Source organism: Variovorax sp. GW821-FHT09D04, from assembly GCF_059416405.1.
In genome coordinates this window covers 503,854-516,516 of record NZ_JBWKPA010000003.1, presented here as the reverse complement: position 1 = coordinate 516,516, position 12,663 = coordinate 503,854, and the positions used below count along the sequence as shown (strand labels likewise).

Here is a 12,663-nt window from a genome sequence, read left to right as displayed (position 1 = left end):
CCAATCCTGCCGAGGCTTCATGAAGCACGCCGCGTTCTCCAGACTCCCCATCGCCTTTGCACTGCTCTTCGGTCTGTGGGGCTTCGCCGCGCACGCCAACGACTACGACGACGTCAACCTCCTGCTGCGCCAGGGCAAGGCCGCCGAGGCGCTGGCCAAGGCCGACACCTACATCGCCGGCAAGCCGCGCGACCCGCAGATGCGCTTCCTGCGCGGCGTGATCCTCACCGAGCAGAACAAGACCGCCGACGCGATCACCGCGTTCACGCAGCTCAGCCAGGATTTCCCGGAACTGCCCGAGCCCTACAACAACCTCGCAGCGCTGTACGCGTCGCAGAGCAAGTTCGACCAGGCCCGCGCCGCGCTCGAAACCGCGCTCAAGCTCAGCCCCAACTACGCCACCGCGCATGAAAACCTCGGCGACGTGTACGCGCGCCTGGCGGCCCAGGAATACCAGCGCGCCCAGCAGTTCGCGACCACCAATGCGAGCGTCGCGCCCAAGCTCGCGCTGATCCGCCAGATCTTCACGCCCAAGGCCGCGGCCGATGCGGCCGTGCTGCCGGCCGCGCCGCCCGAAGTGCGCAAGCCTGTGGGCCGCACGACCAAGTAACAGCCTCTTGCAATCCGGCGGTGCGCACACAGTTGCCTCCCAACCTGCGCCATCGCAGGCCCACCGCCCTCCCCTCCACCCGCACACGGAGCCTCATTTGACGACCTCTGCACTTTCCCGTTTCAGCCGCCGCGGCGCCCTCGCACTGGCCGCGGCCCTGGCCTTCGGCGCCGCCGCCGGCGCGCACGCCCAGCAAGCCGCGCCGCGCGTCAAGCTCGCCACCTCGGCGGGCGACATCGTGGTCGAGCTCGATGCGGCCAAGGCCCCCAAGACGGTCGAAAACTTCCTGCAGTACGTCAAGGACAAGCACTACGACGGCACGGTGTTCCACCGCGTCATCGACGGTTTCATGATCCAGGGCGGCGGCTTCACCGCCGACCTGCAGCAAAAGCCCACGCGCCCGCCGATCCCGCTCGAAGCCAACAACGGCCTGAAGAACGACAAGTACACGATCGCGATGGCCCGCACCGGCAACCCCAATTCGGCCACCTCGCAGTTCTTCATCAACGTGAAGAACAACGACTCGCTCAACGCGCCCAACCCCGACGGCTACGGCTACACCGTGTTCGGCAAGGTCATCGCCGGCACCGACGTGGTCGACAAGATCCGCGCCGTGCAGACCGGCAACAAGGGCGGCATGCAGAACGTGCCCGTCGAAACCCTCACCATCAAGTCCGCCACGCTGGCGAAGTAATCCCGTTTCCGAAGAAGGAGCTAACTCATGAGCAACCCCCAAGTCGAACTGCACATCAAGAACTACGGCGTCATCACGCTCGAACTCGACGGCGTGAAGGCACCGAAGTCGACCGCCAACTTCATCGAGTACGTGAAGAAGGGCCACTACGACAACACGGTGTTCCACCGCGTGATCCCCGGCTTCATGGTGCAAGGCGGCGGTTTCGAGCCCGGCATGAAGCAAAAGCCCACCGGCGCCGAGATCGAGAACGAAGCCAACAACGGCCTCAAGAACGCCAACTACACCGTGGCCATGGCCCGCACGAGCGCACCGCACTCGGCCACCGCCCAGTTCTTCATCAACGTGGCCGACAACGGCTTCCTGAACCACACCGCCCCCTCGGCCCAGGGCTGGGGCTACGCGGTGTTCGGCAAGGTCACGGGCGGCACCGATGTCGTCGACAAGATCAAGGCCGTGAAGACGGGCCGCAAGGGCTTCCATGACGACGTGCCCCTCGAGGACGTCGTGATCGAAAAGGCAGTCGTTACTGTCGAGTGATGCACTTCAGGCACGGCGCAGCGGCATGACCCCGGTGGCGAACCCGGCTTTCTCCGAGCTGGTGGCGCCGCCCGCGTGGCGCACCGTCGACCTGATTTCCGACCTGCACCTGCAGGCCAGCGAGCTGGCCACCTTCGAGGCCTGGCAGGGCTACCTGCAGACCACGCCGGCCGATGCGCTGGTGATCCTCGGCGACCTGTTCGAGGTGTGGGTGGGCGACGATGCCGCCGACCAGCCCGGCTTCGAGGCGCAGTGCGTCGAGTTGCTGCAGCGCACGGCGCAGCGCATGCCCGTGTTCTTCATGCACGGCAACCGCGACTTCCTCGTCGGCAAGGCCTTTGCCGCGCAATGCGGCCTGACGCTGCTCGACGACCCCACGGTGCTGGTGCTGCACGGCGAACGCTGGCTGCTGAGCCATGGCGACGCCCTCTGCCTCGAAGACACCGACTACCTCCAGTTTCGCGCCCAGGTGCGCACGCCCGAATGGCAGGCCGCGTTCCTCGCGCGCCCGCTGGAAGAGCGCCGCGCCCTCGCCCGCGCCATCCGCGCACAGAGCGAAGACCGCAAGCGCGATCCCTCGACCCTCTGGGCCGACGTGGACGCCGACGCTGCCCGCCAATGGCTGCAGCACGCGGGCGCCAGCGCGCTGATCCATGGCCACACCCACCGCCCCGCCGTCCACGACCTGGGCCACGGCCTGCGTCGCATCGTGCTGAGCGACTGGGACGCCGCCGCGCACCCGCCGCGCGCGCAGCTGCTGTGCCTGTCGGCCGCCGGCGCGCAGCGCGTCGACCTGCGGTAAGCACACCGAACACCGATGTTCAAGTGGCTGCGCCGGCTGCGCGCCCTGCCCCCGATTCCCGACGCCGCCTGGCGCGCCACGCTCACGCGCTACGCCTTCCTGGGCGAATTGCCGCCCGCGCAGCAGCAACAACTACGCACGCTCGCGGCCGAGTTCCTGCGGGACAAGGAATTCCATGGCACGCAGGGCTTCGTCATCACCGACGAGGTGGCGCTGGCCATCGCGGCGCAGGCCGTGCTGCCGGTGCTGCACCTGAAGGACGGGCTCGACTGGTACGACGATTTCGTCGGCATCGTGGTGCACCCGTCCGAGGTGGTGGCGCCGCGCAAGGTCGTCGATGACGCGCTGGTCGTGCACGAGTACGAAGAGGTCGTCGCCGGCGAGGCGATGGACCAGGGCCCCGTCATGCTCAGCTGGCAGGACGTGCTCGCGAGCAGCGTCAGCAGCGAGGGCGGCTACAACGTCGTGATCCACGAGTTCGCCCACAAGATCGACATGCGCAACGGCATCGCCGACGGCTGCCCGCCGCTGCCGGCCGGCTTCATGGGCCGGCGCAGTGCGCGCGAGGCCCGCGCGGCCTGGATGGCCGTGCTGCAGCCGGCCTACGACGACTTCCGCGAAAAGACCATCCTCGCCGAACGCTTCGGCGCCGAGCCGCCCTGGCTCGACGATTACGGTGCCACCTCGATCAGCGAGTTCTTCGCGGTGGCCTGCGAGGCCTACTTCGTGAACCGGCCGAACTTCGCGCGGGACTTCCCGGCAGTGCTGGTTCTCTTCGATGCGTTCTTTCGGCCTGCGCAGGCCTGACCGCCCCTCACATCTGGTTTCCTTGCTTGCGCGCGCGATCGCGGTCCGCCTACCTCGTCCTGAGTAGGCGCTGATCGGGAGCGCCTTGCCTTTGCAGGCCCCCGGCGTAGCATCGCTGCGGCCATCGCCCTCCACAGCGTCGCTGCGCGCCCGATGACCTGGAGCGTCGCCATCGGGGGCGGCGTTGCTTCATGTGATTCGTCCCCCGCGGATAACAACACAGGAGCAGAAAATGGTGACCTATATCGGCATGCTGAGCTTCACGGACAAGGGCATCCAGAGCGTCAAGGAAACCACCAAACGCGCTGCCGCCGCCAAGGAAACCGCCCAGAAGCTCGGCGTCAACATGCGCGAGATCTTCTGGACCATGGGCGACTGCGATGTGGTCTGCGTGCTGGAGTCCGAGGACGAGCAGGCGCTCTGTGCATTCAGTCTGGCCATCGCCATGCAGGGCAATGTGCGCACGCGCTCCCTGCGCGCCTATACCGCCGGAGAAATGGACAAGATCCTGGCCAAATTGCCTTGAGCCGGGACGGGTCGACACACATGAAAAAGCCCGCACGCGGCGGGCTCCTTCTCATGAACGCGCGCGGACGCCTTACTTGCGCAGCAAGGCCTTCAGTGCGTTCTGCAGACGGCGCGCAGTGGCGGCGTCGTGCGCGGCGGCGAGCACCTTGCCGGCATCCTGACCCCAGGTCTGGGCCGGCGTCGGATCGCCACGCTTCGTCAGCAGCTTGAGCTGCAGCGCGCGACGTGCGTCGAGTTGCTCGGCGGGCGTCGGCACTTCGGCGGCCATCTCCAGGCGCAGCAGTGCTTCGGCGGCATCGCTCGCGCCGGCCGTCGGTGCGGCACCCACGGCCTGCGACCATTGGGTGCGCACGGCCGGCGTCACGGCACGGCCCAGTTCCTGCACGCTGGGCAGGCGGGCGGCATCGCGCTGCTCCCAGGCGCCGAGCACCTGCGTGAGCGCTTCGCCGTGGGCCTGCGCGGCCAGCTTGCGCAGCGCCATGTCGGCACGCTCGAGCGCTTCGCGCTGCGCGCGGAAGGCGGCATCGCCCAGGCGCGGGCCGCGGTCTTCGCGCGGCGGACGGTCGCCGAAACGGCCACCGCCCGGCGCGCCGCGATCGCCACCACGGGCATCAGGACGCGGGCCGCCGCGGTCGTTCGGACGGCCGGGGCCGCCGGCACCGGGACGGCCACCGTCGCGGCGATCACCGAAGCGGCCCGTGCCGCGAGCGGCCGGTGCGGCTTCGGCCTTCTTGCTGCTGGGCCGGTCGTCGCCACGCATGGCGACCACGGGCTTGGGTGCGGGCTTCGGCGGCGCGGCCGGAGCGACGCTCGCAGCCTCGCCGGCTTCGTGCGCGGCGCTGTCGCTGCGGGCCGAAGCATCGGCGCCGTCTGCGGGAGCGACCAGGTCGGGCGCGTCGGCCACTGCTGCCGCGGGTGCGGACGGCGTGGCTTCGGCATCGCTCGAACCCGGCGTCTGCTCGGCGCTTTCGCCGAACTCGGCAGCGGCCTGGCCGGGGGCTTCGACACCGGTCGCGCCGACCGAGGGGCCGTCGCTCGTGGTGGCGGGTGCCGGTGCGGGCACTTCACCGCGCAGTGCAGCTTCGAGGCCGGCGATGGCGGCGCGGATCTTCTGTGCGTCGCCGCCGGCATTGGCCGCGTCGAGCGCCTTGGAGGCTTCGAGCACATGGCGGTCGTGCTCGCTCATGGCGGCCGATGCCTTTTCGCGCTCGACCGTCTTGCGGTTGAAGGCTTCGTCGATGGGTGCGCGGAACGCGTCCCACAGCTTCTGTTCGTGGCGGCGGTCGAGCGGCACGCTCTGCGCCTCGTGCTGCCAGCGCTGTTGCAGCGCCTTCACGGCATCGATGCGCAGCATCGGCTGGGCGCCCAGCTCGGTGGCTTCGGCGATCATGGCCTGGCGACGTTCGACGCTGGCCTTCTGCGCCGTTTCGAACGGGGCACGGGCGGCGCCGAAAGCTTCATTCCACAGCGGCTGCAGCTCGGCGAACACCTTCTCGCCCACGTGGCCGGCATCGCGCCAGCGGTCGGCGAACTGGTGCAGCGCGCGGTTGTGCGCCTTCAGGTCGGTGGCGCCGGCATGCGCGGCGGCCCAGGCCTTGACCTCTTCGATCAGCGCGACACGCAGGGCGCGGTGTTCGGCGGCATCGGCGCGCACCTTCTCGAGCCAGGCCTCGACGACCTTGTGGGCTTCGTTGCAGGCTTCGTCGAAACGCTTCCACAGCGCGTGGTTCGGCACGCCGCCCTGGTCGGCCTGCTTCCACTGGTCGCGCAGGGCGCGCAGGGTTTCCTGCATCTTGCGGCCACCGAGGGCCTGGCCTTCGGGGCGCTTGAGCAGGCCTTCGGCCTTGGCGACGAGGTCTTCGCGCACCTTGTCGGCGCTCCAGCGCTGCCAGCCTTCGAGTTCGCCGGCGGCGACCAGTGCGGCATGCACGCGGGCTTCGAGCGGCGCGTCGACCAGCTTGCCATGTTCCTTGAGCACGGCGCGCAGCGCGGCGGCGGCGCCGGCGCTGGCCTTGCCGTGGCCTTCGGCGGTTTCCTGTTCGAGCTTGGCGAGGGCGGCCTGCACGGCGTCTTGCGCCGCGGCGCGCACGGCCGGGTCGACCTTGGGTGCGGCGGGACGGGCGGGCGCGGCGGGCTTGGGCGCAACCACTTCGCCGCGTGCCGCGCGCAGTTCGTCGGCCCAGACGGGCACCGGCGGCAGCGGCGCGGCGGCATCGGCCGCGGCGGCAACGGCCTGCGCCAGCGCGCCGTGGAACGAATCGGACACCACGAGCAGCTGCGACTTGGAGGCTTCGAGCTGGGGTGCGAACTTGGCGTCGAGGCTGTTCCAGTTGGCATCGGCCACGATGTCGGCGGCTTGCTGCTGCCAGTGGGTCACGTCGGCGCGCAGCGATTCCTCGGCGGCCTGGGCGTCCTTCCAGCCCTTGGTGGACAGCACTTCGAAGCGCTGCGCCAGCAGGACGGCAGCTTCGCGGTGGACCTGCGCACGGTGCTGCAGGTCTTCGATGCCCTTGACGCGCTCGGCCAGCTGGGCCTTCAGCCCGGCCAGCGGTTCGCGCGACAGCGGCGCGCCGGCCTTGGCGGCGTCACGCTGCCAGGCCAGTGCGTCGGCGATGTTGAGCTTGGACTGCGCCAGCAGCGTTTCGGCCTTCTGCGCCCATTCGGCGGCGATGGCTTCCTGGCCCTTGGCGCGTTTGATTTCGTCGAGCTTTTCGCGCAGCAGGCGCGCGGCGCCCTTGTCGCGGCCGCTCAACTCCTTGAAGACCTCTTGCATCTGCTCGGACGAAGGGTTGCCCGCGAGCCAGTCGCGGATGCGCGCGGCGCGCTCGCCCGAGGTCGGCGCGGTGAAGGCGCCGCCGGTGAGCGTGTCGAGGGCCTGGAGGTCGTGTGGCTTGGAAGAAGTAGAGGTCACTGCGCGAAATCGTTGTCTTGGTAGAGAAAGCGAAGGCGCCGGCAAAGGCCGGCGCACATCGACATTTTCACCCAGTTGGCGAACAGCCCGCCGAATTCCGTGTCGGAACTGCGGCGCGCACCGTTCGGCGGGCTGAAAAGGGCCCGCAAGATATATGGCAAGGCGAGGCGAAAAGCCAAGCCCCGCCGGCTATTTCATGGTCAGGCTCAGCTCGGCGCCGGGCTTCCAGTCGCTGCCGCTGGCCGTGGTGCGCACGGCCCCCAGGAACAGGCGCTCGCTCGGCAGCTTCTGCGCCAGCAGGTAGTCGCGCACCACGGCGCCGCGCTCGACGGCGAGCTGGCGCATCGATTCCTCGTCGACCGGCACGCTGGCCAGCAGCAGGTTTTCCATTTCCTTCACCGGCAGGTCCTTGGCCAGGCCGACCATGTTGCGCGGCTTGGTGATGTCGGAGCGCTTGTAGACGGCCGTGAGCAGCTCCGGGTACTCGGCATCGGTCACCGGCGCCACCTCGGTGCCGGTCTGGCCGCCGCGCACCGCGACACGGCGCTTCTCGGCCTGGGTCAGCTGGCGCAGGCGCTGGCGCTGGTAGGCGTCGCGCTCCTTCTCGAGGCTGGAGGTACCCACCACCGTCATCTGCAGCGTCGGCCGCTCGGTCAGGGCCTTCACGACCTTGTCCAGGCTTTCTTTCGCGCCGCTGCTGAGCGTGGAACTGCCAGGCTCGAAGGTGATGGCGCTCGAGTCGCCGCTGCCGCCACCGCCCAGGCCGCCGGTCAGCAGGCTGAACGGCGCGGTCACGGCCTTGACGATCAGGTTGACCACGGCCTTGAAGATCAGCGGGCCGATGCTGAACTGCGGATCGTTGAGCGAGCCGCGCAGCGGCAGGTCGACATCGATCACGCCGTTGCGGTCGGCCAGCAAGGTCACGGCCAGGCGCACGGGCAGGCTGTTGGGCGCGCCGGCCACCTCGTCGCCGAACTTCAGCTGGTTGAGCACCAGCTTGTTGGTGGCGGTGAGCTGGCCGTCGGGCGCGATCTTGTAATTGACGTCCATGCTCATCTTGCCGCGCTCGATGCCGTGGCCCGCGTAACGCACCGAATACGGCGACAGCGGCGCCAGGTCGAGGTCGCGCATCTTGGCGGTGATGTCAAGTTCGAGCGGCTTGGCCAGCGGGTTGAGCTTGCCGGTGATTTCCAGCGCCGCGGTCTGCTGCGCCTTGCCGCGCAGCTCGAGGTCGGCCAGCGCCGGTCGACCGCCCTGCCCGTTCGGCGGGTTCGACGAGAAGGAACTGAGCTTGCCGGTCAGCTCGCTCAGGTCGGCCGAGTAGTTGGGCTTGACGAACAGGTCGGTGAAGTCGATCTTGCCGTTGACCAGGCTCATCGGACCGAAGTTGATGACGGGCGCCGGGCCGCTATCGGCCGCAGGCGCGGCAGCCACGACGGGTGCGGACGCAGCCGGCGCAGGCTCGGGCGCGCCGCCGACCATGGCTTCGGCCGACACCGGCGCACCGCCCGAAGCCCGCTGTGGCGCCGAGGCGGCCGGCGCGCGGGTCGTGGTGGTCGTGCCACCCGGGCCCTTCTTGGTGCTGGCTTCGGTGGCGGCGGCCGCGGCGGCCTTCGAGGCTTCCTCGCCCTTCTTGGTCAGGCTCAGCAGGTTCAGGCGGCCGGTGGGGTCGACGATCACGCGGGCGAAGAAGTCGGTCAGCGTGGTTTCGCGCACGTCCACGGTCGGGGCCGCGTTGGGTGCGAGGCTGACCTGCAGGCCGCGCAGGCTCAGGGTCTTCCAGCTCAGCAGCTGGCTGTTGTTGCGGTCGAAGCCAGGCGACTGGGTCAGCGAGACGCTGTTGGCGCGGAAGTCGTCCAGCGCGGTGTCGCCGGCCAGCTTCAGGCTCATGCCGGCCGGCGCGCTCGCGTAGCGCACCGTCCCGCGGTAGTTCGCGAAGGCGCGGCGGATGTCCACATTGAGCGCGTCGGCGTAGTAGGCCTTGAAGGCATGCGCCGGGAAGGACGCCACCTCGAGCCGCCCCTCGGCCGCCAGCGGCTTGAGCACGATGTTGCCCTTGTAGTCGAAGCGTCCCGGGTCCGCGCGGCGGCCCGCGCCGATGCGGCCCGATACCTGCAGCGGCGAGACGGTGTTGGTGTCGGGTGCGATCTTCTGGGCCAGCAGCTTGAAGGCCGTGACCTCGATCGCCACCGGCGCCGAGCCGGCCTTGTCCGCATAGGACAGGCTGCCGTTGTCGACCGCCAGCGTGCCCAGGGTCAGCGCCCAGGGCTTGGTGTTGGCACTATTCGGGCGCGCCGCGCCGGCGTCGGCCGGCTTGGGCGCCGCCACCTTGGCGCCGCCGGCCGGGGTCTTGAGCCAGCGCTCGAACATCCAGCGCTTCTCGTTGTCGCGCTCGACGCTCACCTTCGGGTTGGTCGCGGTGAACGACGCGATGTTCAAGGTGTGCTTGGTCATGTCGACCTCGGCGTCGACCAGTTCGAAGCGCCCGACGCTGGCCAGCGCGGTCTTGGCCTGGGTCAGCGCCAGGCCGTCGGCCGCCAGGCGGCGCGCCTTGAACTTCAGGTCGGGCTGGGCCCAGGACACATCGATCTGGCCGCTGAGCTTGCCGTCGAGCGTGGGCTCCAGGCTCTGCGCCAGGTACGGCGCGGCCAGCGACAGCGGCAGCGCCTCGACCTCGGTCTGCACGTCAGCGACCTTGTCGGTGGCATTGCCCTTGAACTTCAGCGTGGCGCCCGCGACGGCGGTGCTGCCGTCGAACTGCGCGGGCTTTTCCATGGGCCAGGTGACGGCCGTGAGGTTGATGCCGAGGTCGGTGAGGTCGATGGCCGCGGCGGGCTTGACGGTTTCGTCGCGCCAGCCGACACGGCCGCCGTCGAGCGCGATCTTGTCGACCTGCACCTTGAGCTTGGGCTTCTCGACGGCCGGATTGCCGCCCGGGGCGCTGGCGGCGGGCGCGGGCAGCGGCGCCGCCTTTTCGGCCGCGCCGGTCGCCGGGTCGGTGGCCATCAGGTTGAGCTGGCCGGCGGCGTCGCGCGCCACCACCAGCTGCGGCTTGGTCAGCGCGACCTCGCTCAGGTGGAACACCGACTCCAGCGGTCGCACGTCGGCCAGTGCCAGCTTGAGCGAGTCGAAGCCCAGCAGGTCGCGACCGCGCGCGTCGCCCAGCTTGGCGCCATGGGCCTCGACCGTGCCGGTGATCTTCAGTCCGATGGTGCTGGTCTGCTGGAAATCGATCTTCAGGTCGGCATCCAGGCTGCCGGCCTGCAGCTTCACCGGCAGGCCGCCGGGGATGTAGCCCAGGTAGGGCACGAGGTCGAGCCCCTTGAACTGCACGTGGGCGTCGGTCTTGCGGCTTTGCGCGAACGGGGTCGTGAAGGCGGCCGAGTCGAACTGGCTGCCGTTGAGCGCAAAGGCCAGCTTGGGCTCGGTCGTGATCTCGCGCTTGGAGGCGAGGTTGCTCAGGAACGGCACGTTCAGCATGAAGCCGCGCAGCTCGTGCCGGCGCTTGACGGTCTGGTCGTCAAAGTCGACAGCGCCGTCCTTGATCGAGATGTTGTAGATCGCGAAGCGCGCGGGCTCGGCCTTCGGATCGGGCGGCGGGCCCGAGGCCAGCTTGGCCAGGATGTCGTCGATGTCGTACTTGCCATCGGCCAGGTGCGTGAGCAGCACCGCGGGCGCCTCGACCGTCACCGCGTCGATCACCGGCGCAAGGCGGAACAGCGATTGCAGTTCGGCGTCGGCATAGATGCGCTTGATGGCCACCTGCGGCTGCTTGCCGTCGGCGGTGGCGATGCGCAGGTCATTCAGTGCGAGCTCGAGCGTCCAGGGCTTGAAGTCGATCTTGCCGACGGTGACCTGCCGGCCCAGCTTTTCGCTCGCGATCTTCTGGAGCTGGCTCTTGGCGATCGGCGGCACCGCCAGCCACGCGATGACCCAGAGGGCCAACACCACCAGCAACGCGACAACCCCACGCCGCACCCATTTGTTCTGTTTGATCGAAGCAGCATCCATCCGCAGAAGTGTGCCGCAAACAGACGCCAACAAAGTCTGCGGAAACGTGAATGCGTTCCCTTTTGGCGAGGCATTGCGATGCCCACGCGCCCCTCGACAGGATCGGTAGGCCGAAAGTGTGAGCCCCACAAACAAGAAAGCCCGGTGAGTCAACGAAGTGTCTTGTCACCGGGCTTGATGGCGGGCTCAAAACCCATGCCATCGATTCGCGCGACCGGAAGTAATGGTTCCCGCCGTGCTGGCAGCAAGAGATTGCCGCCGTGGAGTCCTCCATCGTTCGAGTCCTTGACTTGCACCTCGGACTGCCTGACTTCGGAAAAACGCCTGAAACCTCAGGCCCGTCCAGATTAGGCGTCCCACCCTTCCTTTGCAAATCCCTTTTTCCAAGGGATTTCCCGTAGGCCCGCTCCCCTTGGCAGCCCCTCGGACGGGGGGATTCTTCAAGCACTTATTAACATATGAAACCAAATCCTTATGCTTGACCGTGTATTTAGCCACGATAGAATCCCGCCTGCCCTTGCTGCCGGACGCAGCAGGGCCTCCCTGAATCCGCTGCCGAATTCCACCGGCGTGATCAGGCCGCCGCGCTCCCTACCCCACACCCCCTCCATGCGCGGAGCCTGATTCGTACATACCAATCCAAGCGCCGCTGCCTTCATCCACCGCCCTTTCAGGCGCTGCATGCCAGGTGCCGCACAGAAAGGAAAAAAGCGATGAGCAAGGCGTTTGATGCCACAGCCCGCGGGCTACGGACCTTCGTGTCCGATGTGGCAGACGGCTTTTTTGAAATCACCCACAACGGGTTTGCGCTGGTCGGCCTGGCCATCGTGTTCGCGGCCCTCGCCCTCGTGGCGCGTCCCGACCTGCGCAAGACCGGCGAGGAACAACTGATGGGCTGGCTGCAGTCGCGCAAGCCCGCGCCCGAACCCACCGACCTCGAACCGACCGCCATCGAGCGCACCACGGCCGCAAGCCCCGACGAGCTGCCCAAGCAGCAGGCGGCGGTGGCCTACTGGCTCAGCAAGAAGTACCGCGTCGCGGCCGAACCGCTGAGCGTGCTGGTCTCCGAGGCCTACCAGATCGGCAAGCGCACCAAGCTCGACCCCACGCTGATCCTGGCCATCATGGCCATCGAGTCCAGCTTCAATCCGTTCGCGCAAAGCCACGTCGGTGCCCAGGGCCTGATGCAGGTCATGACGCGCGTGCACGGCGACAAGTACGAAAGCGCGGGCGGCACGCTCACCGCCTTCGACCCCGTGACCAACATGCGCGTCGGCGTGAAGGTGCTGCAGGAATGCATCGCCCGCGCCGGCTCGCTCGAAGGCGGCCTGCGCTACTACGTGGGCGCCGCCAACCTCGACGACGACGGCGGCTATGCCGCCAAGGTGCTGGCCGAACACGAGCGCCTGCGCCAGGTCGCCGCCGGCCGTGCGCCCTCGACGATGGTCGTGCCGCCGCCGACCACGGCGCGCGCACAGCCGATCCCGGTCGTGGCACCGGCCAAGCCGGCTGGCGAAGAGCCTGCCACCGGCAGCGAGCCGGCCAAGGTCGCCCTGCTCTCCGCAGTTTCCTGAGGCCTTGCCGGCCCTCCCGGCCCGGATGCGTGCGGGCCTGCGCTACACTCGGCCTGTACGCGACTGGCGATAGGCGCAGCACCCTGAAAAAGGTGCCACGCGCTGACGTGGAATACCACTGGGAAGCGTGCCGCCTGACCACAACAGGCGTTCAGCCGTTCGCCTGGGCAGCCCTTGTTTGGTTGA

At 68.7% G+C, this 12,663-nt stretch carries 10 protein-coding genes and 1 riboswitch; of the genes, 7 read left to right on the top strand and 3 right to left on the bottom strand.

Annotated elements, in window-relative coordinates; all coding sequences use genetic code 11:
• The first annotated feature begins 19 nt into the window (after nucleotides 1–19).
• The 6 genes from AC07O4_RS12680 (at nucleotide 20) to AC07O4_RS12655 (ending at nucleotide 3,979) form a co-directional block, all read left to right on the top strand.
• Entirely contained in the window at nucleotides 20–610 is a 591-nt protein-coding gene (locus AC07O4_RS12680) for a tetratricopeptide repeat protein (protein WP_495304715.1), read from the top strand.
• Nucleotides 611–707: 97 nt separating this feature from the next.
• On the top strand, nucleotides 708–1,304 hold the full coding sequence (locus AC07O4_RS12675; protein ID WP_492726337.1) for a peptidylprolyl isomerase: 597 nt from the start codon (nucleotides 708–710) through the stop codon (nucleotides 1,302–1,304).
• 27 nt (nucleotides 1,305–1,331) lie between these two features.
• Complete coding sequence (locus AC07O4_RS12670) at nucleotides 1,332–1,844, top strand: peptidylprolyl isomerase (protein WP_070060416.1); 513 nt, start codon at nucleotides 1,332–1,334, stop codon at nucleotides 1,842–1,844.
• A gap of 25 nt (nucleotides 1,845–1,869) precedes the next feature.
• A complete protein-coding gene (locus AC07O4_RS12665; RefSeq protein WP_489057031.1) occupies nucleotides 1,870–2,646 on the top strand; it encodes a UDP-2,3-diacylglucosamine diphosphatase in 777 nt (258 codons plus the stop codon).
• Nucleotides 2,647–2,661: 15 nt separating this feature from the next.
• Nucleotides 2,662–3,453 carry a M90 family metallopeptidase gene (locus AC07O4_RS12660; RefSeq protein WP_492745565.1) on the top strand — a complete coding sequence of 264 codons (792 nt, stop codon included), beginning with the start codon at nucleotides 2,662–2,664 and terminating at the stop codon, nucleotides 3,451–3,453.
• A 232-nt stretch (nucleotides 3,454–3,685) separates the two neighbouring features.
• Nucleotides 3,686–3,979, top strand: a complete 294-nt coding sequence (locus AC07O4_RS12655; protein ID WP_095745032.1) for a GYD domain-containing protein — start codon at nucleotides 3,686–3,688, stop codon at nucleotides 3,977–3,979.
• Nucleotides 3,980–4,051: 72 nt separating this feature from the next.
• Here AC07O4_RS12655 and AC07O4_RS12650 read toward each other — a convergent pair whose 3' ends face one another.
• The 3 genes from AC07O4_RS12650 to AC07O4_RS12640 are packed head-to-tail and all read right to left on the bottom strand — an operon-like array spanning nucleotide 4,052 to nucleotide 10,903.
• The gene (locus AC07O4_RS12650; protein ID WP_491513767.1) at nucleotides 4,052–6,892 is read right to left on the bottom strand and encodes a DUF349 domain-containing protein; all 2,841 of its coding nucleotides are present in this window, start codon (nucleotides 6,890–6,892) and stop codon (nucleotides 4,052–4,054) included.
• Nucleotides 6,889–7,071, bottom strand: a complete 183-nt coding sequence (locus AC07O4_RS12645; RefSeq protein WP_492745561.1) for a hypothetical protein — start codon at nucleotides 7,069–7,071, stop codon at nucleotides 6,889–6,891. Before AC07O4_RS12645 ends, AC07O4_RS12650 begins: the two co-directional genes overlap by 4 nt.
• A 10-nt stretch (nucleotides 7,072–7,081) precedes the next feature.
• Complete coding sequence (locus tag AC07O4_RS12640) at nucleotides 7,082–10,903, bottom strand: DUF748 domain-containing protein (RefSeq protein WP_495304714.1); 3,822 nt, start codon at nucleotides 10,901–10,903, stop codon at nucleotides 7,082–7,084.
• A 713-nt stretch (nucleotides 10,904–11,616) separates the two neighbouring features.
• On the opposite strand from AC07O4_RS12640, the gene AC07O4_RS12635 reads away from it, so the two are divergent.
• Nucleotides 11,617–12,477 carry a lytic transglycosylase domain-containing protein gene (locus AC07O4_RS12635; protein ID WP_062481551.1) on the top strand — a complete coding sequence of 287 codons (861 nt, stop codon included), beginning with the start codon at nucleotides 11,617–11,619 and terminating at the stop codon, nucleotides 12,475–12,477.
• 49 nt (nucleotides 12,478–12,526) lie between these two features.
• Nucleotides 12,527–12,653: riboswitch (ZMP/ZTP riboswitch) on the top strand.
• The last annotated feature ends 10 nt before the right edge of the window (nucleotides 12,654–12,663 follow it).